Source organism: Candidatus Enterococcus testudinis, from assembly GCF_002140915.1.
Lineage (GTDB): Bacteria > Bacillota > Bacilli > Lactobacillales > Enterococcaceae > Enterococcus_D > Enterococcus_D testudinis.
The window spans coordinates 1,341,995-1,368,317 of record NZ_NGKU01000001.1 but is presented as its reverse complement, the minus strand read 5'-3'; the positions used below and the strand labels follow the sequence as shown (position 1 = coordinate 1,368,317).

29 protein-coding genes are annotated in these 26,323 nt (G+C 42.0%); 2 read left to right on the top strand and 27 right to left on the bottom strand.

Annotated elements, in window-relative coordinates:
* Window positions 1-22: 22 nt before the first annotated feature.
* The 3 genes from yfcC to truB form a co-directional block, all read right to left on the bottom strand.
* The gene (yfcC, locus tag A5886_RS06590; RefSeq protein ID WP_086274212.1) at window positions 23-1,759 is read right to left on the bottom strand and encodes a putative basic amino acid antiporter YfcC; all 1,737 of its coding nucleotides are present in this window, start codon (window positions 1,757-1,759) and stop codon (window positions 23-25) included.
* 226 nt (window positions 1,760-1,985) lie between these two features.
* Window positions 1,986-2,921, bottom strand: a complete 936-nt coding sequence (ribF, locus tag A5886_RS06585) for a riboflavin biosynthesis protein RibF (RefSeq protein ID WP_086274211.1) — start codon at window positions 2,919-2,921, stop codon at window positions 1,986-1,988.
* A 2-nt stretch (window positions 2,922-2,923) separates the two neighbouring features.
* The gene (gene truB, locus A5886_RS06580) at window positions 2,924-3,853 is read right to left on the bottom strand and encodes a tRNA pseudouridine(55) synthase TruB (protein ID WP_086274210.1); all 930 of its coding nucleotides are present in this window, start codon (window positions 3,851-3,853) and stop codon (window positions 2,924-2,926) included.
* A 121-nt stretch (window positions 3,854-3,974) separates the two neighbouring features.
* On the opposite strand from truB, the gene A5886_RS06575 reads away from it, so the two are divergent.
* Window positions 3,975-4,556: a phosphatase PAP2 family protein gene (locus tag A5886_RS06575; protein ID WP_086274209.1), complete on the top strand. Its 582-nt coding sequence runs from the start codon at window positions 3,975-3,977 to the stop codon at window positions 4,554-4,556.
* Window positions 4,557-4,605: 49 nt separating this feature from the next.
* On the opposite strand, the gene rbfA is transcribed toward A5886_RS06575, so the two are convergent.
* The 11 genes from rbfA to A5886_RS06515 form a co-directional block, all read right to left on the bottom strand.
* Window positions 4,606-4,956, bottom strand: coding sequence for a 30S ribosome-binding factor RbfA (rbfA, locus tag A5886_RS06570; protein ID WP_086274208.1), 351 nt, complete (start codon window positions 4,954-4,956; stop codon window positions 4,606-4,608).
* A 32-nt stretch (window positions 4,957-4,988) separates the two neighbouring features.
* Window positions 4,989-7,748 carry a translation initiation factor IF-2 gene (infB, locus tag A5886_RS06565; RefSeq protein WP_086274207.1) on the bottom strand — a complete coding sequence of 920 codons (2,760 nt, stop codon included), beginning with the start codon at window positions 7,746-7,748 and terminating at the stop codon, window positions 4,989-4,991.
* A gap of 12 nt (window positions 7,749-7,760) precedes the next feature.
* Complete coding sequence (locus tag A5886_RS06560; RefSeq protein ID WP_086274206.1) at window positions 7,761-8,063, bottom strand: YlxQ-related RNA-binding protein; 303 nt, start codon at window positions 8,061-8,063, stop codon at window positions 7,761-7,763.
* Window positions 8,056-8,352 carry an RNase P modulator RnpM gene (gene rnpM / locus A5886_RS06555; protein WP_086274205.1) on the bottom strand — a complete coding sequence of 99 codons (297 nt, stop codon included), beginning with the start codon at window positions 8,350-8,352 and terminating at the stop codon, window positions 8,056-8,058. Before rnpM ends, A5886_RS06560 begins: the two co-directional genes overlap by 8 nt.
* Before the next feature lie 16 nt (window positions 8,353-8,368).
* On the bottom strand, window positions 8,369-9,577 hold the full coding sequence (gene nusA, locus A5886_RS06550) for a transcription termination factor NusA (RefSeq protein WP_086274204.1): 1,209 nt from the start codon (window positions 9,575-9,577) through the stop codon (window positions 8,369-8,371).
* 21 nt (window positions 9,578-9,598) lie between these two features.
* On the bottom strand, window positions 9,599-10,072 hold the full coding sequence (rimP, locus tag A5886_RS06545) for a ribosome maturation factor RimP (RefSeq protein WP_086274203.1): 474 nt from the start codon (window positions 10,070-10,072) through the stop codon (window positions 9,599-9,601).
* 204 nt (window positions 10,073-10,276) lie between these two features.
* On the bottom strand, window positions 10,277-10,606 hold the full coding sequence (locus tag A5886_RS06540; protein ID WP_256926162.1) for a DUF2752 domain-containing protein: 330 nt from the start codon (window positions 10,604-10,606) through the stop codon (window positions 10,277-10,279).
* Window positions 10,603-11,019, bottom strand: coding sequence for a DUF4234 domain-containing protein (locus A5886_RS06535; RefSeq protein ID WP_086274201.1), 417 nt, complete (start codon window positions 11,017-11,019; stop codon window positions 10,603-10,605). Before A5886_RS06535 ends, A5886_RS06540 begins: the two co-directional genes overlap by 4 nt.
* A 166-nt stretch (window positions 11,020-11,185) precedes the next feature.
* Complete coding sequence (thrS, locus tag A5886_RS06530; RefSeq protein WP_086274200.1) at window positions 11,186-13,126, bottom strand: threonine--tRNA ligase; 1,941 nt, start codon at window positions 13,124-13,126, stop codon at window positions 11,186-11,188.
* Window positions 13,127-13,429: 303 nt separating this feature from the next.
* Complete coding sequence (thmT, locus tag A5886_RS06520; protein WP_086274199.1) at window positions 13,430-13,606, bottom strand: 2-hydroxymuconate tautomerase; 177 nt, start codon at window positions 13,604-13,606, stop codon at window positions 13,430-13,432.
* 75 nt (window positions 13,607-13,681) lie between these two features.
* On the bottom strand, window positions 13,682-14,182 hold the full coding sequence (locus tag A5886_RS06515; protein WP_373404587.1) for an ASCH domain-containing protein: 501 nt from the start codon (window positions 14,180-14,182) through the stop codon (window positions 13,682-13,684).
* 123 nt (window positions 14,183-14,305) lie between these two features.
* On the opposite strand from A5886_RS06515, the gene helD reads away from it, so the two are divergent.
* Entirely contained in the window at window positions 14,306-16,576 is a 2,271-nt protein-coding gene (helD, locus tag A5886_RS06510) for an RNA polymerase recycling motor HelD (RefSeq protein WP_086274198.1), read from the top strand.
* 58 nt (window positions 16,577-16,634) lie between these two features.
* Here the strand turns inward: helD and A5886_RS06505 are convergent, their stop codons facing one another.
* From A5886_RS06505 to A5886_RS06445, 13 genes are all read right to left on the bottom strand, one after another.
* Window positions 16,635-17,294, bottom strand: coding sequence for a hypothetical protein (locus A5886_RS06505; protein ID WP_086274197.1), 660 nt, complete (start codon window positions 17,292-17,294; stop codon window positions 16,635-16,637).
* Window positions 17,295-17,501: 207 nt separating this feature from the next.
* The gene (locus A5886_RS06500) at window positions 17,502-18,221 is read right to left on the bottom strand and encodes a YebC/PmpR family DNA-binding transcriptional regulator (RefSeq protein ID WP_086274196.1); all 720 of its coding nucleotides are present in this window, start codon (window positions 18,219-18,221) and stop codon (window positions 17,502-17,504) included.
* A gap of 77 nt (window positions 18,222-18,298) precedes the next feature.
* Window positions 18,299-19,465 carry a nucleotidyltransferase gene (locus A5886_RS06495; protein ID WP_086274195.1) on the bottom strand — a complete coding sequence of 389 codons (1,167 nt, stop codon included), beginning with the start codon at window positions 19,463-19,465 and terminating at the stop codon, window positions 18,299-18,301.
* Between the two features lie 30 nt (window positions 19,466-19,495).
* Window positions 19,496-20,224 carry a class I SAM-dependent DNA methyltransferase gene (locus A5886_RS06490; protein WP_086274194.1) on the bottom strand — a complete coding sequence of 243 codons (729 nt, stop codon included), beginning with the start codon at window positions 20,222-20,224 and terminating at the stop codon, window positions 19,496-19,498.
* A complete protein-coding gene (gene rsfS, locus A5886_RS06485; protein ID WP_082348652.1) occupies window positions 20,224-20,565 on the bottom strand; it encodes a ribosome silencing factor in 342 nt (113 codons plus the stop codon). The genes A5886_RS06490 and rsfS overlap by 1 nt, the downstream gene beginning before the upstream one ends.
* Window positions 20,566-20,576: 11 nt before the next feature.
* Window positions 20,577-21,176 carry a bis(5'-nucleosyl)-tetraphosphatase (symmetrical) YqeK gene (gene yqeK / locus A5886_RS06480; protein ID WP_086274193.1) on the bottom strand — a complete coding sequence of 200 codons (600 nt, stop codon included), beginning with the start codon at window positions 21,174-21,176 and terminating at the stop codon, window positions 20,577-20,579.
* Entirely contained in the window at window positions 21,166-21,807 is a 642-nt protein-coding gene (locus A5886_RS06475; RefSeq protein ID WP_086274192.1) for a nicotinate-nucleotide adenylyltransferase, read from the bottom strand. The genes yqeK and A5886_RS06475 overlap by 11 nt, the downstream gene beginning before the upstream one ends.
* An 11-nt stretch (window positions 21,808-21,818) precedes the next feature.
* Complete coding sequence (gene yhbY, locus A5886_RS06470) at window positions 21,819-22,130, bottom strand: ribosome assembly RNA-binding protein YhbY (RefSeq protein ID WP_086274191.1); 312 nt, start codon at window positions 22,128-22,130, stop codon at window positions 21,819-21,821.
* Window positions 22,131-22,145: 15 nt separating this feature from the next.
* On the bottom strand, window positions 22,146-23,264 hold the full coding sequence (gene yqeH / locus A5886_RS06465) for a ribosome biogenesis GTPase YqeH (protein WP_086274190.1): 1,119 nt from the start codon (window positions 23,262-23,264) through the stop codon (window positions 22,146-22,148).
* Window positions 23,265-23,789, bottom strand: a complete 525-nt coding sequence (locus A5886_RS06460; RefSeq protein ID WP_086274189.1) for a YqeG family HAD IIIA-type phosphatase — start codon at window positions 23,787-23,789, stop codon at window positions 23,265-23,267. It abuts the gene before it with no gap.
* A gap of 151 nt (window positions 23,790-23,940) precedes the next feature.
* Entirely contained in the window at window positions 23,941-24,672 is a 732-nt protein-coding gene (locus A5886_RS06455) for an amino acid ABC transporter ATP-binding protein (protein WP_086274188.1), read from the bottom strand.
* A gap of 12 nt (window positions 24,673-24,684) precedes the next feature.
* The gene (locus A5886_RS06450) at window positions 24,685-25,374 is read right to left on the bottom strand and encodes an amino acid ABC transporter permease (protein WP_086276008.1); all 690 of its coding nucleotides are present in this window, start codon (window positions 25,372-25,374) and stop codon (window positions 24,685-24,687) included.
* A gap of 22 nt (window positions 25,375-25,396) precedes the next feature.
* Window positions 25,397-26,242 (bottom strand): transporter substrate-binding domain-containing protein, encoded by an 846-nt coding sequence (locus A5886_RS06445; protein WP_086274187.1) that lies wholly within the window; start codon window positions 26,240-26,242, stop codon window positions 25,397-25,399.
* Between the last annotated feature and the right edge of the window lie 81 nt (window positions 26,243-26,323).

The window sequence follows — 26,323 nt, the reverse complement described above, 5'->3', positions numbered from 1 at the left end:
TCGTCGTCTCCTTTTGTGTAGATTATTGTAAACCGATTGCTACAGCAATCATGATAAAAATCGTCCCTAATACAAATAGAAAACCTTGCATTTTGATTTGGAATTTGGCCCATTTGGCCCATTCGATCCGTGCTACACCAAGGACACCAATCAGGCTCGCAGACACTGGCGTGAAGGCATCCATGAAGCCGGAACCGAGTTGATAGGCCAAAACAGCGATTTGTCTTGAAACGCCTAATAAATCTGCCAAAGGTGCCATGATTGGCATAGTCAAAGCAGCTTGACCGGAGTTCGACGTCACGACCAAATTGAATAAACTTTGGAAAATATACATAAACCATGCACCGATCACTGCCGGCACATTGTTCAACAAGCCACCGATACTATGCAAAATAGTATTCAAGGCAGAAGGCACATTGGCATCAGAACCGCCTAATACTAACAAGATTCCTTTCGCCATACCGACAACGATTGCTGTGCCTGCTAAATCGGCAGCACCCGATTGAAACGAGCTAGCCACATCATTCAATCCCATATTTTCTAACTTGAAGACAACAGCAATCAGACCCGCACCCAGTCCCATCACAAAGAACTGCGATGCGATTTCAGGAATGTAATACCCCTTTTGTGTCACACCCCATACGATCCAAATCAAGACTGCCAACATTTCTACTAATATCAATTTATGTCCGAGTAAGAATGGTTTTTGTTCATTAGAGGTTTGTTCTAGATGGTTACGGAAATACGCATCTGACTGATAGGTCAATGATTTCTTTGGTTGTTTCCGTACTTTTTCCGCATAGACCATCAGATACGCTGCAGACAGCGCCGTCACAACGACCCACATGATGATTCTGAAGGTCGCACCAGAAAGAACCGGAATACCCGCAATTCCTTGAGCAACAGCAACACTAAAAGGACTCATCCAAGACGTCGCATTCCCAATCTGTGAAGCGACATAGGTGACTGTGACCGCAACGATCGAATCATACCCCAATGCAATCACGAAAGGAACCATCACCATTGAAAATGGAATCACTTCTTCTGCCATCCCAAAAGTCGCGCCACCAAATGAAAAGGCAAAAAACAGCAACGGCAACGCCAAACGTTCTAAGCCGCGGGTTTTACTAATAAAGGCAAATATCCCAGCATCGATTGCTCCTGTTTGCATGATGATGCCAAAAGCACCACCGACAACCAAGATCAGTGCAGCAATCCCGACTGCTGATCCATACTTATCACCAGAAACCAAGCCTTCAAATACAAAGTTCAAAAAGCCGAATCCGCCAAAATCATCAGTTCCCCATACTTTGGCCGTCTTGTGCAATTTCTCTGAGGTATCATAGATTTTTTCGCCATACAAATCATATAATAGATCATCAGTCAGACCTACCTCATCTAACTGAGTCTGATCCAGTCCATCTGCCCCTTCTGCCAGCACCGCCTCTAGCGCCTCCGGATCAATCGATAACTCGGATAATTGCGCTGTATTTTCTTCCAAAGTCGTTAACTGGTCATAGACATACGCCTGCGCCAATGGATAGGCATACCGGAATGAGTCTTGGACCAAAACAGTTCTCGTACTGATTTCACCATTGGCATCCGTATATTCAATATCTTGTGTACTAAATTTCCCAGCTGGTACCAAAAACGTCAGTAGCCAAGCAATGATGACAACCCCAAATATAATGACATATGTATGCGGTGTTTTCATCTTTGTTAAATCTTTGTTGCGCTCTTTTTTTACCACTTTCCCCATCTATAATCTCCCTTTCTCTATACATTAAAATGCATAATCTTTCATCATTTCAATGATTTTAGTATATCGAAAATCGCAGAGCAACTCATTGGGAAATCATTAGAATTCGCGTAAGAGTTTACTTTTTTTTGTTGAGATAAAAAAATTAGATGAATGGCTTATAAATACGAAAAAAGGAGAGCGGGTATTCGCTTTCCTTTTTTTGATGCCATTCTATTCAGTTCACTTATGCAAAATAAGCTTCTGTATCCTGTTCATCTTGCTTCAATTGTTCAATCAGCGCAGCAGCACCATTGAAGGCCACTTGATCTCTCAGAAAATGATGCCAGCGAATCTCAACTGTTTCACCATAGATGTCCTGATGGAAATCCAAAATATAGATTTCTACTGTCAGCTGTCTGCCTTGTCCGAAGGTACCATTGTGACCAATCGATCCCATGGAAGGATACCAGCGATCTCCGACTTTCAGTTCAGTGACATAGACACCTTCTTTCGGCAAGCGTACCGTGCTTTTAACTTTGATATTGGCTGTTGGAAACCCTAATTCTCGGCCCCTTGCATCTCCATGAACAACGATTCCTTCGAAGGCATAGGTATAGCCCAATAGACGATTGACTTCGGCCATCTCGCCATTTTGCAATGCGGCTCGAATCCGCGTGGAACTGACTTTCTCTTCATTGATTGATTCTTGTGGTACTGTGACTACCTCAAAACGTTCTTGGGCATACGTTGGCAATAATGTCATATTGGCGGCTGCTTTTTTGCCGTATGTATAATCAAAGCCAGCGACCACCACTTTGGCATGCAAGCCAACCATATATTGGTCGACAAAATCTTGCGGTGAAAGATTAGCAAATGCAGAGGTAAATTCTACTTCGTACAAGTAATCGATACCTAAATCTGCCATATGCTGCTCTTTTTGTGGCAAACTAGTCAGGTATTGCATTGCATCAGGATCGACTTTTTGAAAAACGATTGAGGGGTGTTGGTTGAAGGTCATCAATGCTAATTTGTAGCCTTTTTCTCGGGCAATCTCACGTCCTGCAGCAATCACTTTCTGATGTCCAAGATGAACCCCATCAAAAAAACCAAGTACAAGGACAACCTCTTTATCAGGAATGATCTGTTGGTCATAAGGATGCCTAATTTCAATTATATCCATGTCTATTCTCCTATTTCTGTCCGGATCACTTTCGCCGGTTTTACGATGTCGTGGTATTTATCATGGGCTTTATAAATACTCACCAATTTATTTAGATAAAAAATAGCAATCAACTGTTCCGGTCGATCGGTCAATCCAAGATCGCGATAAGACAGGCGCATACCATTGCGGACTTTGCCCCAAAGCGCTTCGTCAATCGCCACCTGTTCAAAATCAGCTACACCATACTCGATTGGCAACAACAATTCATCAATCGTGCCATTTTCCATGGCCGTCCTGACTTCGTCGATCGTTACTGCTCGCTCTTTCGTAAAGCCGCCACTAGCCAATCTTGTCAAATCTGACATATGTGACGGCACGCCAAGATTTTTGCCAGTATCGACAGCCAATGTCCGCACGTAAGTCCCTTTGCCACAGGAAACGTCGAAACGCCATGATTGTGTGCCTTTTTGCGCATCATAGACTGGATCTGAGATACGGCTAAAAGCCGAGATCACTGCTTTGCGTTCTGGCCGTTCTACCGTTTCATTGTTTCTGGCATATTCATACAACCGTTTGCCTTTGACTTTGACCGCAGAATACATCGGTGGAATTTGGGTGATGGTACCGGTCATTTGTGCCATCGCTTCATCAATTTCTGCCACCGTAAATGGCGTGTCAAGCCTCACTTCTTCAACGACTTCTCCGGAAGCATCTTCGGTGGTAGTACTGATTCCTAACGTGATTTCACCGGTATAACGTTTACCAGAATCTACTAAGTATTCAACGACTTTGGTCCCCTTGCCAATACAGATCGGTAAAACACCGTCTACATCAGGGTCTAGGGTGCCACTGTGTCCAACTTTTTTCGTTTGTAAAATTTTTCTTAATTTAAATACGCAATCATGACTGGTTTGACCGCGTTCTTTCCATAACGGTAAAATGCCATCCATAAAATCCCTCCGATTCAATTCAACTAGATTATTATACCATAGAAAAATGACAACCCGGCACCAAATTACTTTTCGTATGATCCGCGCTCGTGATAAACTATCTCTATAAGGAGGTACGTACATGGTGTTTTTCACAGTACTCGCATTGTTAGGATTTGTTTTATTTTTAGTTCTCATACAAATAGGTATACTTCAGCAGAAAGAAGAAGCTTTTGCTGCATTGCTGATCAAGAATCGTACACCTTCTGTGACACGGATGATGTTATTCTTTACCAATCTAGGCAAAGCAGCACCGACCATTTGCATCGGGTTGTTATTGTTTGTCATTCCGGCGACCCGTTCCACGATTGCGCCGCAAACTGCCGCCAGTATTTTTGTCGTTTCTGGTCTGGCTTTTTTTATCAAAAAAATCGTCCGTCGCGAAAGACCGATCGACCATCGTCTGGTAGAAGAAAAAGACCACAGCTTTCCCAGCGCCCACGCTGCGACTTCAGCAGCTCTTTATGGGACACTAGCAATGACGATTGGCACGATCTTGCCAGCTGCGGTTTTCCCAATGGCCCTTTTTGCATGTTTGATCGCTTTTCTGATTGGCTTTAGTCGTGTGTATCTCGGCATACACTTTCTGACCGATGTGGTTGGCGGCTGGTGTTTAGGTGCAGCGACTGCCGGTCTTATCACACTATTATTCACGCATTATTAAAAATGCCCAGCATAAAAAAAGGCTGTACCGAAAAGGTACAGCCTTTTGATTAATCTTCCTTGTGTAACGAGCGAATCATTTCATCGATCTTGTTTCCATATTGTACAGATTGATCCAATTCAAATTGGATTTCCGGTACTTTATAAAGGGACAAGGCTTGACCAAGCTCTCTGCGCACCAAACCGGTTGCTTTTTCAAGACCGGCTTGGGCTTTTTGCTTGTCAGAAGCAAGATCAGTCAATGTGCTGTAATAGATGGTTGCTTGCTGCAAATCACCTGTGACCCGCACATCAGTGATCGTTACATCTTGGACCCGCGGATCCCGAACACTTTTGCGAAGAATTTGATTGACTTCTTTTAAAATTTCTTGTGCGACTCTTCGATCACGATAGTTAGCCATTTGGAATGCCTCCTTACGTTTTGTTGTTGCGTTTACTTCACTGGTACTTCTTCCATAATGTAGCCTTCGATGACATCATCGACTTTGACATCGTTGAAATTCTCGATCATTGCGCCACATTCAAAGCCAAGTTTGACTTCTTTGACATCATCTTTGAACCGTTTCAGACTTGCAAGTTTGCCTTCAAAAATGACGATGCCATCACGAATCAGACGGATACCGCTATCTCTCTTGACACTGCCTTCTGTTACATAACAACCTGCAATCGTTCCAACTTTAGAGACTTTATAGGTTTCACGAACAACCATTTGACCAGTGATTTTTTCTTCAAACTCTGGATCAAGCATCCCTTTCATAGCTGTTTCGATTTCTTCAATGGCTTTGTAGATGATTCTGTGTAAACGAATATCAACGACTTCAGCATCTGCTTGTTGTTTGGCTTGAGGCGTAGGGCGTACGTTGAAACCGATGATGATTGCATTACTAGCTGCGGCTAAAGTAACATCACTTTCATTGATAGCACCAACTGCTGAATGGACGATATTGACACGTACGCCTTCAACGTCGATTTTCTTCAATGAGGCAGCTAATGCTTCAGCAGAACCTTGAACATCGGCTTTGATAATCACATTAACTTCTTTTAGTTCGCCTTCTTTTAGACTTTCAAACAAGTTATCCAGTGTCACACGGCTTGTTGATGAACGTTGCTCCATCAATGCGCGTTTGGCACGTTCTTCACCTGCAGCTCGGGCTGTCTTTTCATCTTCAAAGGTAACAAAACGATCTCCAGCTTGTGGAACATCATTCAATCCAGTGATTTCAACTGGTGTTGCTGGACCAGCTGCTTTATCACGGCGTCCTAAGTCATTGGTCATGACACGTACACGACCAAACGTATTTCCGACGACGATTGGATCACCTACATGTAAGGTACCTTGTTGCACCAACAATGTCGCAACGGGGCCTTTTCCTTTATCAAGACGGGCTTCGATCACAGTACCGATGGCACGTTGTGTTGGATCAGCTTTTAGATCTTCTACTTCAGCGACCAAAAGGATCATTTCTAGTAATTCTTCGATATTTTGACCGAACTTCGCTGAAATCTCAACAAAGATCGTATCGCCGCCCCATGCTTCAGGAATCAATTCATGTTCACTCAACTCTTGCATCACATGTTGTGGATTGGCACCTGGTTTATCAATCTTGTTGACCGCTACGATGATTGGCACTTTTGCCGCTTTTGCATGGTTGATTGCCTCAACTGTTTGTGGCATAACACCGTCATCTGCAGCAACAACTAAGATCGTGATATCTGTGATACTAGCACCACGTGCACGCATGCTGGTGAAGGCCGCATGTCCTGGTGTATCCAAGAATGTGATTGGTTTGCCATTGATATCGATTTGGTAAGCACCGATATGCTGTGTGATACCGCCTGCTTCTCCACTTGTTACACGTGAATGACGTAAGGTATCCAACAAGGTTGTTTTCCCGTGGTCAACGTGTCCCATGATTGTGACAACTGGTGGACGAGAAACTAGGTTTTCAGCTACTTGTTCTTCAGGCTCGAAGAATTTATCGATGTCAGCGATATCGATTTGTACTTTTTCTTGTGGGTCGATACCGTAATCAGTTGCCAACAATTCGATTGTATCTTTGTCTAGTGGTTGGTTTTGGTTGACCATAACCCCCATCATAAAGAGTTTCTTGATGATTTCAGCTGGTTCACGATAGATTTTTTTCGCAATATCCGCTACATTCATACCTTCTGTATATTCTAATACTTCTGGTAACTCACGGAATTTACGTGCTGGAACTGGAGGTTTAGGCGTTTGGTTTTGACGACCTTTTTTGCCTTTTTTGTTAAATTTGTTGCGGTTGTTATTATTAAAGTTATTGTTGCGGCCACCAAAATTCGATTTGCCGCGGTTTTGACCGCCACCACGATTTTGGTTATCGCTGCTTGATGATGGTCCATTGTTGTTTGAGCGTGCAGGACCTTGGTTGTTATTCGCTGGACGATTTTGCTGTCCTTGGTTTGCTGGACGGTTTTGTTGTCCTTGATTTGCTGGACGGTTTTGCTGTCCTTGATTTGCTGGACGGTTTTGTTGTCCTTGGTTTGTTGGACGGTTTTGTTGTCCTTGGTTTGCTGGACGGTTTTGTTGTCCTTGGTTTGCTGGACGGTTTTGTTGTCCTTGGTTTGTTGGACGGTTTTGTTGTCCTTGGTTTGCTGGACGGTTTTGTTGTCCTTGGTTTGCTGGACGGTTTTGTTGTCCTTGGTTTGTTGGACGGTTTTGTTGTCCTTGGTTTGTTGGACGGTTTTGTTGTCCTTGATTTGTTGGACGGTTTTGTTGTCCTTGATTGTTATTATTATTTTGGTTATTCACTCGACTTTGACTTCCTTGGTTATTTGGCCGTGTTTGATTTCCTGCATTGTTGTTGCGCTCCACCTGTCCTTGACCAGTAGGACGTTGACTGCTTGCAGTGGACCGTTGTTGACTTTGATTATTGTGACGGTTTTGGAAGTTAGGATTATTTCTTTGCGTTTTAAACTTCTTTTGTTCCTGTCTTTCCGGCTGGTTGGCTGGTTTCTGATTTGCGGGAGTTGATTTTACTGATGCTGAATCATTTGGTTTGCCGCCTAGTGACTGTTGCAATTTTTGCGCCTCTCCATCTGAAACGGCGCCCATATGATTTTTGACATCAAAGCCTAAAGATTGCGCTTTTTCTACAATCTCTTTACTTGATTTGTTCCATTCTTTTGCAAGTTCGTAAATTCTTTTTTTCCCCATGCAATCACCTTCCTAACCTAATATTAATTCCTGCACCTTCCTCGCAAATCCTTGATCTAAGATGCCTATCACCATTCGCGGTTTGCCAATGGCAGCACTGATTTCATCAGTAGAAAATGCATCTAGGAGCGGAATTTCGTAATAAGAACTTTTGTCCTTGATTTTTTTTTGTGTGTTTTTACCAGCATCACTAGCGAGAATGATCAAAGCCGCTTTTTCATTGCGGATCTCTTTTAAGGTCATTTCTTCTCCAGTGACTAGTTTTCCAGCCCGCATGGCTAGTCCTAACATGTTTAAAGCTTTCGTTCTATTCATTTGCAAATAACTCTTTCCGCGCTTTTTGATGCGTCACATAATCCAACAACTCTTGATAAAAGTCATCGGTCAGCTGTGCTTCTAGTACACGATCTAATATTTTTTTATCCCAAGCTTTTTGCGCTTCCGCAGGATCAATTGCGATATAGGCACCGCGACCCGGCATTTTTCCAGTTGGATCGATAGAAACCACACCTTCTTTGGAACGAGTGATCCGCAACATATCCTTCTTCGGCAGCATCTCGCCTGAAACGACTGATTTACGTAATGGAACTTTTCGTTTTTTCATGTCGCTGTCACCTCAACTATTTTTCGTCGAAATCGTTGTTTTCATCATCATCTGCTGTCATATCAGAAGCAACGATGACTTCATCGCTTGATGCTTCTACTGAAGATTCTTCAATCACAGTGTCGTTGTTGCCTTCTTCTGGATTATATTCATCGATATAATCACCTTCGTCCAATTTCGCATAAAATTCTTCCATGTCTGACTCAGACTTGATATCGATTTTGTGGCTAGTCAATTTAGCAGCTAAACGGGCATTTTGTCCGCGTTTACCGATAGCTAATGACAATTGATAATCTGGTACCACTACTGTACAAGCTCTTGGATTGTCGACATCAAAAATCACATCACTGACTTCAGCTGGATTCAATGCATTGGCAATGAAAATCGCTGGATCTTCGTTCCATTCCACGATATCCATGTTTTCACCTTTCAATTCATTGACAATGGCTTGAACACGTTGGCCTTTAGGCCCCACACAAGTACCGACTGGATCAACATTGGCATCAAATGAACGGACAGCGACTTTCGCACGATCACCAGCTTCTCTAGCGATACTGACGATTTCTACGGTACCATCATATACTTCTGGCACTTCTTGCTCAAACAAGCGGCGCAATAAATCTGGATGGCTACGACTAACGAAGACTTGTGGTCCTTTAGATGTGTTTTCCACCCGAGATACGAACACTTTGATGCGGTCATGGGCTTGATAAAACTCATTCGGCATTTGATCTTGTTTAGATAAGACCGCTTCGATTTTTCCAAGATTCACGTAGATATAACGGTTGTCTTGGCGTTCAACGATCCCTTGCAAGATGTCTTTTTCGTAGGCACTGAATTCATTATAGATAATGTTTCGTTCTGCTTCACGCACACGTTGTAAGATGACTTGTTTGGCTGTTTGCGCTGCAATACGGCCGAAATCTTTTGGTGTCACTTCAAAACGAATTTTATCTCCGATTTCGTACGCTGGGTTGATTGTCATCGCTTCTTTCAAAGAGACTTCCAACTGTGAATCCATGACTTCTTCAGTGACTTCTTTTACTGCATATACATGGATATTGCCTTTTTTTTGATCAAATTCTACTTCAACGTTTTGTGCTTGGCCGTAATGGCGTTTATAAGCGGATACCAGTGCTGCTTCTAAAGCATCGATAACGATCTCTTTTGAAATGCCTTTCTCTGCTTCTAATGCATCCAATGCATTCAACATTTCTTTACTCATGATTCTTTCATTCCTCCGTGATTAAAATTGAATGGCTAAACGAGCTTTGGCAATGTTTTTCCGTTCGATCGTCCGTTCTTTTTCTCTGGTTTTGACACGGGTCTTGATGACCAGCTGATTCTCGTCAAACGACTGCAAAAATCCATCAAATTGTTTTTCCCCATCAACTGGTTGGTAGAGAGATACATGGATGTATTCTCCAACTGCCCGTTGATAATCTGCTTCTTTTTTTAGCGGCCGTTCAGCCCCTGGAGAAGAAACTTCCAAAAAATAGGCTTGTGGAATCGGGTCAGGCTCGATTTGATCAAGCTGTTCGCTTAATTGCTCACTGACAAACGCGCAATCTTCAATATCAATGCCGCCTTCTTTGTCAATAAACAAGCGTAAAAACCAGCTTTTCCCTTCCTTTACAAACTCCACTTCAACTAACTCAAAATTTTGTGCATCCAGAATTGGCATCACAATCTCTGTGACTGTTTCAACTACTGTACTCACACAACATCGCCTCCTTTAGTTCTCATCGAAACGAACTTCATTCCATTAAAAAGAGTGAGCGAAAAAACCGCTCACTCACTCTAAGTATCATTACTTTGTAAATATAACACAAATTTCCGTTACTTTCAACTATTGGCGCATTTATCGCGGTTTTTATGAAAATAAACTAGAATTTCTTAATGATTCTTCACCCATTCCCCCTACTTAAAACAGATGTGCGATCACTCTCGGAATCAAGGCTTTTGCATCAAAATCCATCGGTACTTGATTCGGAAAATACATGTACATGCGCAGCACATAAACCCCTAACACCAATAGGAGTCCACCTAACCAAAATTTGCGACTATCATAGATTTTTTTGACAAACGATCTACGGCGAAAAACGACAACAGCAAATAATACAGGTACGAGCCAAAATAATGGATGAAAAGAGAAAGCACCTAAGATATCCCCATCAATAAAATGTAAACATGCCCTAGTCATACCACATCCAGGACAAGGCAAACCAGTTACCGCTTTAAATGGACAAATCAATAGTCTGTCCAATCATCAAAGTCAGCCGCTTGATTTGGTACGATTTGATCTGCTTGTTTCCATAGTTGATTCATATCAGATTGCAAGATAGCCATGTTGATAATATCTAAGCCAAACAAAGTCAACACAACGAACAAAATTTTATTGTCATTGACCCGTGGGTATTTGGCTTTTTGTTGCGCACTAACAAAGACATCGGCGATGCGATACCACCAGTAGATTTGATAAAAGCCGCAAGTTACGATCGTCAATACAACTGAAAGACCCGGTGACAAACGGTCATCCTCACTGTACTCTGTCAATTCCTTCGTAACTTGATAAAACCAGAAGAAATAATAAATCCCACAGGTAATGATCGTTAGTAAGATGACCATCAAGACTGACCGTTGCTGTTTTGCATAATTTCCACCCATAAAAAAACGCCTCCTAATAAAACTTTTCGATTATGACATTTATTATACCTGATTCAGTTTGGGAAGGAAGCGTTTCTAGAAGATTCATCCATTTTTATCGGTATTTTTTACTGACACATGAAAAAAAAGCAGAAATCATGCTGATTTCTGCCTTTGAGTCCAATGATCAAACCCGACTATAATTCTTCACTTCCGCAGCCATTGCCTCTACAAAGAGATTCAATTCTTCTACGTGGGTTTCCTTGCTACCGTAACGACGGATATTGACTGTCGCATCATTGACTTCTTGATCGCCGACAACGATTTGATACGGAATTTTTTGTGTTTGAGATGCACGGATCTTATACCCCATCTTCTCGTTACGGTCATCGACTTCTACTCGTAGACCTTGTGCTTGCAAGCGCTCTTTGATTTCATAAGCATAATCACTGTGGGCCTCAACAGACACAGGAATGATCGATGCTTGAATTGGTGCTAACCAAGTTGGGAAAGCGCCTTTGTATACTTCTGTCAGATAGGCAACAAACCGTTCCATAGTCGACACGATTCCACGGTGGATCACGACAGGGCGTCGGTTATTTTCGCCATCTTCGCCAACATATGTCAAATCAAACCGTTCTGGTAATAGGAAATCTAGTTGGATTGTTGATAATGTTTCTTCCATGCCTAAAGCTGTTTTGACTTGGACATCTAATTTAGGACCATAGAAAGCAGCTTCACCATCCGCTTCAAAGTAATCTAGCGCCAATTCATCCATTGCTTCTTTTAACATCACTTGGGCATTTTCCCACATCGCATCATCATCGAAATATTTTTCTTTATTTTCAGGATCACGATAGCTCAAGCGGAAACGGTAATCTGTTACATTGAAGTCTTTGTATACTTCAACCATCAAGTCCAATGTCCGTTTGAACTCTTCTTTGATTTGGTCCGGTCTTACAAATGTATGCCCATCATTCAAAGTCATTTCCCGCACACGTTGCAATCCAGATAAAGCACCAGATTTTTCATAGCGGTGCATCATTCCTAATTCAGCAATGCGAATAGGCAGTTCACGATAAGAATGGATATCATTTTTATAGACCATCATGTGATGTGGGCAGTTCATTGGACGTAAAACAAGCATTTCGCCATCACCCATATCCATTGGCGGGAACATATCTTCATGGTAGTGATCCCAGTGTCCAGAAGTTTTGTATAGATCAACATTGGCCATGATCGGTGTATACACATGTTGGTAACCTAAGCTGACTTCTTTATCAACAATGTAGCGTTCGATCGTCCGTCTGATCGTTGCGCCTTTTGGCAACCAGAAGGGTAATCCGGCACCAACTTCAGGTGAAAGCATAAATAAATCAAGTTCTTTACCTAATTTACGATGATCGCGTTCCTTGGCTTCTTCACGCAAACGGATAAATTCTTTCAAATCTTTTTTATCAAAAAAGGCTGTACCATAGATCCTTTGCATCATTTGATTGTCTGAATTACCGCGCCAGTATGCGCCTGCTACTGACAATAGTTTATAGACTTGGATCCGACCAGTTGATGGCACGTGGGGGCCACGGCATAAATCAACAAATTCGCCTTGTTGATAGGCAGTAATCGTTTCATCTTCTGGCAGATCAGTGATCAATTCTACTTTATAAGGGTCTTCAGCAAAAACATCTAGTGCTTCAGCTTTCGTCAACACGCGACGTTCGATCGGCAGGTTTTCTTTGATGATCTTCATCATCTCAGCTTCGATGGCTGGTAAATCTTCCGCAGTCACTGGGTTTTCGCCATTGTCGGTATCATAGTAAAAACCGCTATCGATTGCTGGTCCGACGCCGAAATGGATTGATGGATACAAACGGCGCATTGCTTGTGCCATCAGATGGGCACTTGAATGACGCAAGAGTTGCAAGGCATCTTCATGATCTGGTGTGACAATTTCGATAGAGGCATCTGCTTCGATAGGGCGGTCCAAATCGATCAATTGACCATTCACTTTGCCAGCTAATGCTTTTTTGGCTAAACTTTTTGAAATACTTTCAGCAATGTCTTTTGTTGTTACGCCCACCGGAAATTCTTTGATGGCGCCGTCAGGAAATGTGATTGATAATGACATAGATATGTCCTCCTTTATTTTTTGATTGAATAAAAAAAGTCCTAGTATCTGTACAGATACTAGGACGATCACTCGTGGTTCCACCTAACATTTGAAAACAAGTTGCGTTTTCCTTGAGCGTGTTAACGGTACGACCGCCTTTGTTTCAACAAAGGTCAAAAAAAGTGGTCATCCTTTGGTTTTCTTCTAGGAAACTTTCAGCAAATGTTTCCCTCTCTTCTGGAAGACTCTCAAATTCAGTTGGCTTTTTTATCAATCAATTATGGCTTAATTAAACCACTCTTAGTATAAAATTGCAAGAGATTATTTCCAATCTCCATTGACTGCATACGTGCCTTTTTTCATTTCATTCACGATGACATGAATGTGTTCCTTCGGTGCACCGGTATTTTTGTGAACAGCATCGGTGATTTCTTTCATCATCGCTGTCAATTGCGCTTCAGAGCGACCTTCAACTAATTCTACATGGATAAATGGCATAAGATGACCTCCTTCAACTTTTTCTCAGTATACACCTTTTGTCTTGCACATGACAAGAAGCCTTGGGCAATCACTTCAGACACTTTCTTGATACACACAACAAAAGGTCTCGCAAACACAAGGGATGTTGTGATGAAACGAGCGTCCGGTCCCCTGATAGGCTGCTTTAAAGAAGATTTCATGGACTTGGCGCCAATACGTCAATGAGCGGTCTCCCTCACCTTCAAGATATGCAAATGCGGCAGATACTTCATTGAATGGACAAATAGCAACGGTTTCTGTATAAATCACGCCACAAGGTTCTTGCTGCCCATTTAACAAGATACTATAGGCCTGTTCTTTTGGCAGTGGTTCAGACTCAAGTGCATACAACTCAGCAGCTGAAGTTGTGGCGGTTTTCTTGCCGATCAGAACAAGTTCTGCCAGTTCATCAGCCATTGCAGGCGTATTACCGAACGCCCATGGCTCTTCATACATGAGACCTGGCGGCAGTTCTGGATGCTGCGCCAAAAACCTCTCCCAAAATTCATGGATCAACTCGTTATCCTTTTGGTGATCGTTTATTTTGTCGGTCACGCAGCTCGTCTCCCTTCGTTCTTCCCTTTTTTAAAAGTTTAGCACACTTTTTGATTTTTAACGACAACTCCTCCTGTTATATGCTATAATTTTATGTCGCAATTTTTTTAAGGAGGATCCCTAGTGAACGAACGTCAAAAAGAACAACAACATATCGATGATACTATTGCATTGATCCATAGAGAACAAACGATCCTTTCACAGCAAAAACAAGAACTTGCGGATAAGATGGAAGATCAATTGAAAGAAATCGCTGATAAAAAAATACGCGGTGGCGATAGTGAAGCTTTTTACGAATCAGTCATCGAATATCAGCAACATGAACAAGAGCTGTTGATCAAATATCAAACAGCAGAATCACAAGAAAAACGGGTGAAAACATTAGGCACGATGGCCAATAATCCTTATTTTGCCCGCATCGATTTTCAAGAAGAAGCAGAAAAAGAAACGCTTTATCTTGGTATCGCCTCTTTGCGAGATAAAGATGAAGAAACCATTGTGATCGACTGGCGGGCACCGATAGCCAACTTGTATTATGAAGGTGAACTGGGTGAAACATTTTATGAAACAGATACCGATCGCTTTACAGTCGAGCTACTCTTAAAACGACAATTCAAAATTCAAAACGGTCAGTTGCAATCCATGGTCGATACATCTGAGATCATCAACGACGAATTTCTATTGGAAATTTTGGATGACGCCTCTTCTTCTCAGATGCGCAATATCGTTTCCACGATCCAAAAAGCCCAAAACCAAATCATCCGCGACACTGACCATAAATTTTTATTGATCGAAGGAATTGCGGGAAGCGGCAAAACCTCTGCTTTGCTGCAACGGGTCGCTTTTTTGCTTTACCGCAACCGCAAATGGTTAGATGAGAAACAAGTACTGCTATTTTCACCAAACCATTTGTTCTCAGATTATATTTCCATGGTCTTGCCTTCTCTAGGTGAAAGCGAAGTGCCAACTCGTACATTCCACCATTTCTTGCAATTGATTTTGACAGGCTACGAAGTGACCAAAGAAACCCAACAAGAAGCCAATTTCCTCAGTGGTGATGATGATGCCATCGAAAAACTGAAAAGCAGTTTGTCATTGGTCAAAAAAATGGCCCAATACGTTCAATCGATTGCGCCTATCGGTCCCATGTTTAGAGACTTAAAGATCCAAGGTCAAACCTATATAACCAAAGAACAAATCAGAAATTGGTATCAAGATACAAATGCTGAATTGCCCATCTATCAAAGAAGCCAATTGTTACAAACGAAACTCTTGAAGAAAGTTGGCGGGTTAGAAAAAGATGAAGCCAAGAAAGAATGGGTCAAAGAAGAAGTCGAAGAACAGCTGCAGCAAGTCTTCGCCAATGACCCACATCAGGAATATTCTGAAGAAAACGAGCGCCGCTTACGCAAAAAACTGCGCCAACAAATCGTACGCAAAAAATTCCGTTCGTTGACCCGTGGCGTCAAACAGTTTCAGTTTATCAATCAACCAAAACAATATTTGCACTTTTTGCAATCCGTCCAAGGAACGGCGCAGAAAAATGCCGGGATAGCTGCAGAAAAATGGCAAGATTCCATACTGGGAATCAGACAAGATTTGCGCCAACGTCAGCTCAAACAAGAAGATGCCGTCTTATTTTTCTTACTGATCAAACAGCTGTATCCAATCCATGTGGAAGAAAAAGCCCGCTTTATCTTTATCGATGAAATGCAGGATTTCCCACCAGCACAAGTCGCTATGCTACGTCAATTGTATCCTAAAGCTGGCATCACACTATGTGGTGATCTGAATCAAAAAGTCTATGACAATGAGTCGATCGTAGGTGCCCTTGATGACCTCTTTCCACAAGATAGCGTCCAACGTTATCAATTAAAAACCAGTTATCGTTCGACAAAAGAAATCACTGATTTTGCCAATCAATTTTTGACTGGCGACGATCAAGTCGAGCTTACGGCTCGAGCAGGCGGACTGCCCAAAGTGATGACTACTGATTCAACTGCTAGCAGCTTCACTTTACTTGAAGAGCAAATCAAAGAAGCTGCCGGTAATCCGCAATGGCGTACCGCGATCATTTGCAAAACTGCTGCCGATTGCCAAGCGTTATATGAACAGTTATCGCAAAGTAGTCAGGATACCGTTCAACTGATCATTTCTGAAGAAGACTTCATGAAACGCAACGTCATGATCTTCCCAGCCTTTTTGGCCAAAGGATTGGAGTTCGATCAAGTCATCGTTTGGACACCGAATACAATCTTCGATGCGCCGCAAGATCAATTGATTTTCTACACTATGGCAACCCGTGCCATGCATCAATTAACTGTCATTGCCGATCGACAATTGTCAATTTTAGACAAAGCACAGCCGACAACTTATCAAAAGATCCACATATAAATAAAAAAACATCATTTGATTTCAGTCCAACTCTGGACAAAATCGAATGATGCTTTTTTTAGCCTTTTAATTCGCCAATAAATAAGTGCATTTCCGAATAGCGCAAACCAACAATGGATAAAATCATTTGCAGTTCGGCAATGTTTTCAGGATTTTCCGGATCAAAAATCTTGCTGTGCCGACCGATACTGCCATTGTCGATTAGTCTATATGTTCGATTCCAATCACTAAATTCTTCGATTGTTTCAAAACGACTGAGGGGAAAGCCAGCGCCGTCTAAAATTTCCGTTAAACGAAAAGCGATATACGCGCTGTCAATTACATATTCTTTACTTGGTTGGATGCCGCGTAGTTTTTGAAAATCAATGATGGCTTTCTCGGGTCTATGCTGCAACAACCATTCTAACAACAGGAAAAACCCTTCCATTCGATAGTCTTCCAAAAAAAGGCGTTCCGAAGCTTCAGTCTGACGAAAAACCAGCGGAATCAAAAATTGCTTTTTATAAATCAGTAAAGGTGCCCGATCAACAGTCACATTTAAATAACGATTTAAATAAGTAGAACCTCGATACCCACCTAATCGATACCCTTCAACGCCGAACGTTTGATACTTGCGACACAAAGCAGAACAATCAGCCACTGAAACAGACACTTCCGCAAGCTTTTCATAGCCGCTTAAAATACGGTTGAATGGTTCTAAAACGATTTTTTCTTCCATGTCTGCCTCCTTGCTTCACGTTTACATCTTGTGCATAAATCATAACATACAAGTATAGGAGAAACCAATAGAAAGGATGATTTGACTGGGAATTTTTTTTATTTAACGTAAGCTTTTTTCATTAAAATCAGCATTGAGCAAGCCAAAAAAACCAGTTAGGAAATCCCAACTGGCAGTGAAATTTAAAATATGTCTATCAATTTTGACTTATTCTTCGTCCGCCACATTGTGATAGACGTTTTGCACATCTTCTAAGTCTTCTAAGACATCGATCATTTTTTCAAACTTCTCAAGGTCTTCACCGGTCAATGTCACTTCATTTTGAGGAATCATTTGCATTTCAGCAATTGAAAAATCAGTAATGCCTTTTTCTTTCAATGCTTCTTGAATGGCATGGAAGTCACTTGGTTCACCGTAGACGATGATTTGACCATCTTCTTCCACGACATCACGGACATCGATTTCTTTGTCCATCAAATATTCCAACACTTCATCCGCATCATCACCTGCAAACCCAAATAAAGCAGTATTGTCAAACATGTATGCAACTGCACCTGATACGCCCATATTGCCGCCATTTTTACCGAAAGCTGCCCGTACATCTGCCGCAGTACGATTAACGTTGTTGGTTAATGTATCAACGATGACCATTGACCCGTTTGGACCAAAGCCTTCATATCTAAGTTCTGAATATTGTTCGTCGCCAGAGCCTTTGGCTTTTTCAATGGCCCGATCAATAATGTGTTTTGGTACATTATAGGTCTTTGCACGTTCAATGACAAAGCGCAATTTTTGGTTCGCATGAGGATCAGGATCACCTGATTTTGCTGCCGCGTATATTTCGATTCCAAATTTTGCATAAACTCGGCTATTATTTGCGTCTTTAGCAGTTTTCTTCGCTACGATATTTGCCCATTTACGACCCATGATTTCACTTCGCTTTCTAGTTTTTAAAAATCCCTATTTATTATACTTGTCAATTCTGTGAATGTGAAGCTTTTTTTCTAATTCTGTATAAATAGCGGCTGCCGACCGAAGTTCTGTTCCTTGATTCCCGCATCAGCCAATTGATAGATTTGATCAACCTTTAACGAAAATGCATACTGCGCCGCTTCTTTTTTACCGAACTTAGCCACCAATGGCAGCGATAAATCTCCTTTGACTTGCTTCAGATACGCTTGTCCAGCTCTGGTATACCCTAACACACGGATAAAGGGTTGGGCTTGCGCCTCTGCCATCTCAGTGTCTGTTACTTGAAACAATAAGTAACAAAGCAAGCGTTGCAATCGAACTTGTGCGTAGCGCTTCGTTTTTAGTTGCGCGATAAAGTCAGAAAAAGTGTCTGCAGATTGGACATAGGACTTGATACGATACTCGATGCCTTCAACCATTTGATAAATATTTGCCATTTCAGTTACTGGCGTTGCAATCATCTGATAGTGCAGCAGCGGCCAATAATCAGCCCAATTTACAACTAGAGATTGCAGGCTTTCGTAAGATTCTGCTGGAAGAAATGGCGCAATGTCTCTCTTGTTTTTGAGTCCGTTGCGGATAGCTGTGGCACTGGCAATCGATGTATGATCTAATGCCTCAGAGTGATAGGCAGCAGCTTTTCTGACAATCGGTACGATCGTCATCGGCTGCGGATAGCGCAATAGTTCTTTTGCATAACGCATGCCTAAGATGTGATTGGGTTGTTTGCTATTGGCCCCATACGCTGGATAGAGAGAACTAAGAACCGTATTCATCCGTTCACTGTAAGTCGCATTCTCTTGTGTCAGCCGTTGAAACGCTGCATTGATTTCATCTTGGTGACGCCATTCAAACTGCGCATAATCAAGATAATCAAAAGGTGTTTCGGCATCGGTACCAAAGCATAACCACTGACACTGCAAATCTTGTAAGATCGACACTGCGCCAGCAGCGAAGAGATCTGCGGATTGTACTGCCCAAGCCGCAGGCAGTTCGACAACTAAATCGGCCCCATTGGCTAGCGCTGCTTCAGCTCTTTGCCATTTATCAGTCACTGCCGGCTCGCCTCTTTGCAGAAAATTGCCACTCATGACTGCAATCACCACATCAGCACCTGTTTTGACTTTGGCTTGTTCGATATGGTATCGATGGCCATTGTGAAACGGATTGTATTCGACGATAATGCCACAAGCCCGCATATCCTTCCTCCTTGCTGCTATCAAATAGACTTACTTATGACAAACAAAGAACCAGCGTCGGCTTTTTTCATTCGGCGCAACATCGATGAAATCTGCATAACAAGTCACGGACGAAAAACCGGCATTTTCCAACATACGAACGTAGGTATCTAATGGATAGGTCCGTTCTTGATGTAATTCATCCAAACGATTGAACTGTCCATTTTCTTCTTGAACGAAGAACGTCAGAAAATGTTCGATGCTATGTTCAACTTCTCCTTGATAACTTTCCCATAAAAAGGCGAAATCATCTGTTTGGTAGTGATAACTGTAATCTGGGAAGACTTCATCGATCTGATAGGTCGAATGAACATCAAATAAAAAGACGCCATCTTCTGTCAAGGATTCAAACACACCATCAAACACTTGTTGAACACTGTGCTCATCTTCCATATAGCATAGGGAATCTGAATAACAAGTGATTGCTTCATAGTGGCCAACATCCACCAAATCGAGCATATCGCCTTCAACAAATTGAATATTCACGTCTTCCTCTTGTGCCCGCTGACTCGCGATCATCAGCATTTCTTCGGATAGATCCAATCCTGTCACTTGGTAACCGGCTTTGGCAAACTCGACTGCCAAAGCACCTGTACCACAGGCCAATTCCATAATTTGTTTCCGTTCTCCTAAATGACGACAAGAAAAATCCAGCCACTTTTTATAGAGACTGGAATCCATTACTTCGTCATAGACAAATGCGAAGGTTTCGTAGGCCATTATGCCACGACCCATTCGTTTAGATCCACAAGCGGTGCATCTGACCAAAGTTTTTCTAAATTGTAAAACGCACGCTCTGATGCATTGAAGACATGTACGATGACATCGCCTAAGTCGATCAAGACCCATTTTCCGCCATCTTTTCCTTCAACACGGCGCACATCCACTTGATTTTCTTCTTCTTTGTCTAAAACTTCGTCAATGATCGCATTGATCTGACGTTCACTGTTACCTGAACAGATCACAAAGTAATCCGCCAAAAGTGAAATTTCTCGCACGTCTAATGCCATAATATCCTCTGCATGCTTCGAATCTGCGGCACGTACGGCGATTTCTAATATTTTCTGACTATCTATGGTAATTCCCTCCTAAAGTTGGCTACCCAATAATTGTACGTTTCAATTGTTTTCGGGTAAATGACTGCTTCTTGATTGATCAAGTGCAGCAACGTATGTTTCGTTTCAAAAGCGACAGCTTGGTCCAAATCAACCAAAGCGATTTCTCTGGCTTCTTCTACACCTGGAAAATCACGACCAGGTTCGATGTAATCTGCCACATAGATGATTTTATCCAGCAGACTCATATCAGCAGCACCTGTGGTGTGCAAGCGAATCGCTTGGAGAATCTCTTCATCATCGATCAATAGTTCTCTTTGAACAAAATCTGCCCCTACGATACCATGCCAAATCGCATTATGCCAATGCAATAAATCTAAATCAAACCCGTTTTGACGAATCACTTGTTTAAATTCATCGTCACTGCGTTCTTTGGCATAGTCATGGGTCAATGCAGCAATACTGGCTTTGATTGGTGAAGCGCCATATATTTCTGCCAAAGCGACTGCCGTTTTTTCGACGCCCAGCACATGTTGGAATCGTTTGTTGCTCATCCGCATTTGTACTTTTTGCATCAACGCTTCTCGCTCAGCGTGTGTATAATGGTTAGACATCATCCAAGTATAGCCCCTTTTCTTGAATATAGTGTAACACACTTTCCGGTAATAAATAGCGTACCGAGCAACCTTGTTCCACTTTCTTACGAATTGTCGTGGAACTGACATCCATCAAAGGGACATCGATCCAAATGATTGGATAGTCGCTTTCAATGGGATATCCTGGCCGGCGCACGCCGACAAAGGTCACCAACTGCATCAATTCATCGATTTGGTGCCACTTAGGCAAGTACTGCACCATATCCCCGCCAATGATAAAATAATAATTGGTATCGGGATGCTGTGTGGTCAACGCCCGCATCGTATCGATCGTATAGCTTTTGCCTTTTCTCGCCAATTCAATGGGTTCGATAGCAAAACGCGGATTGTCTGCGATTGCAGCTTCTAACATGGCTAACCGATGTTCTGCAGGGATCGTTTGTTTTTCATCTATATGCGGGGGTAAATATTCAGGCATGAAATAGACTTTTTCTAATCCCAATGCTTGTCCGACTTGTTCGCCCATCACCAAGTGTGCATAATGAACTGGATTAAAGTTTCCACCAAGAATGCCCACTTGCTTTTTGGGTACATGAAATGCGTTTTGTGTATCTAAAACTGTCTGTACCTTACCAAATGAATGTCCTTGCATGCCTAAGCCTCCTAGATTGAACGTACTTTAGCAGAAATCGTTTGATATTTCTCTTTGCTTGAAGGTTTGAACAATACAATCACACGACCAATGATTTGAACGATCTCGCAATGGATTTGCTCTTGGATCGCCACAGCAGCTTCGTCTGCGACTTCATCGGTGTTTTGCAACAATGATACTTTGATCAATTCGCGTTTTTCTAATGCTTCGTCAATCTGTGCGATCATTGCATCATTCAATCCGCCTTTGCCAATTTGAAAAATTGGATTCAAATGATGTGCTTCACTACGTAAAAATCTCTTTTGTTTTCCTCTTAATTCCATGTTCTTCCTTCTTTCTTAAACCAATGCTTTTCTTCTGAGGACATCGACACCTTTTGGCGCCCAGCCAGCAACCACACAAGGTTTTGTGATTGTGATCCAGCCAAGTCCAGCAAATACGATATCCGTTTTTTCTTTGATTGAAAACTCAAAACGGACCAATTCAGGGAATGCTTCCACTTCGTCTTGACGCGGCGGTTGTAACAGACCGCCCACATGTTTTTGATAAAAAGCATCCGCTTTTTCAAGTTTTGTTCGATGGATCTCGACATCATTGGCTACATAAGCAATAAATGAACTGCGCGCTCCTTGGATGAAATCAAACCGAGCCAAACCACCTAAGAAAAGGGTTTGTTCAGGATTTAATTGATAGACTTTCGGCTTGATCTCTTTCATAGGCGCTGCAATTTTCAAGTCTTGTTTGCCTAAGTAATGGGCCATTTGATGCCGATGGATGATTCCTGGTGTATCGATCAAGAAATGACCGTCGTCTAAAGGAATCTCAATTTTGTCCAGTGTCGTACCAGGGAATCTTGACGTAGTGATCAATTCTTGCACACCGGCGGTTTGTTTGATGATTTGATTGATCAATGTCGATTTACCGACATTTGTGACACCGACAACATAGACATCACGGCCTTCACGATATTTCTCGATTGCTGCCAGCAAATCTTCCATTTCACCAGATTTTTTGGCACTTGTCAGTAAGACATCTATGGGTCTAAGTCCTGCTTCATGGGCCCGCTCTTTCATCCATTGCTTCATCTTCGGTTTCTTCAAAGACTTCGGCAAAATATCTACTTTATTGCCCACAAGCAAAACGGGATTGTCACCCACAAAGCGATGCAGACCTGGGATCAATGAACCATTGAAATCAAAAATATCCACGACATTTACGATCAATGCATCTTTTTGACCGATTTCATTCAATAAACGCAAGAAATCATCATCTGTCAGCGAGACATCTTGAATCTCGTTATAGTGACGCAAGCGAAAACAACGTTGACAATAGACTTCGCCACTTTCGATTCCTTTTTCTAATGCTGATTGCGGGGTATAGCCTAATTCATTTGGGGTAGTTGTTTGGATCAATGCCCCACATCCAATACAATGGATCGTTTCGATACTATCTGTCATTTAAATTCCTCCACGCCATTTTAACTCTGGGTTATGCTTCAATAAATACCGCATGATTTTGCGCTCAGCAGCTCGATTGATTTGGGTTTTCCAAGAATCTGTTGGAATAACTGGCTGAACCAAAATACTGCGAACCCCTGCCCCATTGGCAGCCTTGACATCTGTCATGATTTGATCACCGATCATCACGACATCTTCTTTCTTCAGACCAAGCAATTGATAGCCTTGCTTGATGCCGCGAGAAAAAGGTTTCAAGGCACGATGAACATACTGCAAACCAAATGGTGCCACTGCTTTAGCCACTCGTTCACTATTGTTGTTGGAAACGACCACCACTGGAATACCAGCGTTTTTCATTTCCAATAACCAGCTCTTCAACTCTTCCGTGCCATCTGGATTGTTCCAAGCAATCAACGTATTGTCGAGGTCAGTCAAGATCCCTTTGATTCCTTGTTTTTTTAATTGGCTGGGTGTGATTTTATATATCGCATCGACCATCCAAGTCGGTTTATAATTTGAAAACATAGAAACTCCTCTATTATTTATTCTGATCGTTACTAGGATAAAAGTAGCTCTTCAACCTGTAATTATACAATAGATTTTGTATGAATACTAGCAAGCAAGCCAACTTATCGGAGATTGACAAAAAAACACCCCGCAGGATGTTTTTTTGCTTTTATGATAATACTTTGCTTAAAAAATCGATTGTCCGCGGATTTTGCGGCTGGTCAAAAATCTCAGCCGGCGTGCCTTCTTCCATAATGACACCTTGGTCCATAAATAAGACACGATCAGCCACTTCTTTCGCGAAGCCCATTTCATGAGTCACAATGACCATTGTCATACCTTGCTGTGCCAGACGCTGCATCACGCCTAACACTTCGCCCACCATCTCAGGATCTAGTGCAGATGTAGGTTCATCAAACAGCATGACGTCTGGCTCCATCGCTAAGGCACGCGCAATCGCGATCCGCTGCATTTGTCCACCAGATAAACTTTGTGGAAAGGCAGCTGCTTTGTCCGGCAAACCAACATCTTGCAGCAATTGGTTCGCCAAAGTTTCCGCTTGTTTCTTTGCCATTTTCTTCACTTTGATTGGTGACAGCGTAATATTGTCTAAGACAGAAAGATTGGGAAATAAATTGAAGTTTTGAAACACCATTCCCATCTTTTCACGCATCTTATAAATATCATTCTTTGGATCTGTGATCGCAGTTCCTTCAAAGTAAATCGTGCCTTTTGTTGGTACTTCCAACAAATTCAGACAGCGTAAAAAGGTACTCTTTCCTGAACCAGAAGGCCCAATCACTACAACGACTTCGCCTTGATTGATCGTAGTAGAAATGCCTTTTAACACTTGATTGCTGCCAAAACTTTTGTGTAAATCTTGGATATCTAACATCTTCATTGTTTTCTCCTTTTAGCGACGGTATCCTTTACCCAATCTCTTTTCCCACATGTTTAATAAGCGCGATGTCGAAAATGTCAAAATGAAATAGATGACGGCTGCGACATAAAAAGGGGTCAGTGGTTGAAAAGAGCTGGTAACCACGATTTGTGCGCTATTCATCAATTCATAGATGCCAATCGTCGACAAAAGGGATGAGTCTTTGATCAAGACGATAAATTCATTACCCAAAGGCGGCAAAATATTCCGCAATGCTTGTGGAAAAATTACGTACCGCATCGCTTGCGCCGGACGTAGACCCAATGATCCCGCTGCTTCTGATTGACCAAAATCAACAGCATTGATCCCTGCCCGCACGATTTCAGCCACGTAAGCACCTGAGTTTAAAGATAAGGCGATCACACCTGGCAATAGTCGGCCAAAGTCTAAACTCAATACGCCGAAAGAAATCGTTGGCAAGGAAAAGATACCTTGTAGCAAACCAAAAGCAATCAGAATTTGCACCAGCATCGGTGTGCCGCGAATAATCTCAATATAGGCATTGGCAAACCAACGAAATACGGTAATTTTAGAAAGCTTCATCAACGCCAATAACACACCTAAAATCGTTCCTAAAATCACTGTAATGATCGATATCACAATCGTGATCAAGACACCTGAAATAAAATATGGGTAATACGTCGTCATAAAGGATAAATCCATCATTTGTTCTACTCCGTTCTATCTATTGGGCCGCATTTTCATTGGCTAAATCAGTATTTTTTTGAACATACTCGCTGATTGTACCATTTTCGTCCAATTCTTTCAAAATCCTGTTCAACTCAGCTTGTAATTCTGTGCTGCCTTTAGGCAATGCGATCGCGTATGAATCATCTGCAGATACTTCCAGCGCTATATCCGTTACCATCAAATCATCATTTTGCGCCACATAAGAATCAGCTACTGCACTTTCTAAGACTAACCCGTCGATTGAGCCTTGTTTCAGTTCATTTATCAAGTTTGGCACTTTTGCGATAGAGACAAGTTGAGAATCGGCAAATTGACTTTGAACGATGGATTCTTGGATCGATCCTTTTTGGGCGCCAACTTTTTTGCTAGCAAAGCTATCGATCGATGTATAGGCTGACGCATTGTCTTTATTGATGACTAATTTTTGCTCAGGTGTAAAGTAGTTGTCCGTAAAATCAAATGTTTGTTTTCTCTCTTCCGTAGCAGAAATACCAGAAACTGCAATATCCGCTTTGCCTTGTTGCAGAGCTGTCAATACAGCGTTGAAATCTAAATCCAAGATATTGACTGTAACCCCTAATTGGTCGGCGATTTCATTGACTAAATCAATATCCGCACCGACGATTTGGTCTTTGCCATCAATCAATGCATGAAATTCAAACGGGGCAAAGTCTGCTGAAGTGGCGACATTGATGACACCTGCCGATTTAATTGCTTCCAATTGATTATCCGCTGAAGCTGTATTGCTTGAACTGTCTGTATTGTTGGCACTGCTATTTCCACATGCACCCAATACTAAAACGCCTGCCAATACGATTAAAGAGCCAAATAATTTTTTCATTTTTCATTCTCCTTCAAAACAAATATTTATGCATTATAAACTTACATATTCAAACGGGGCAAAGTCTGCTGAAGTGGCGAC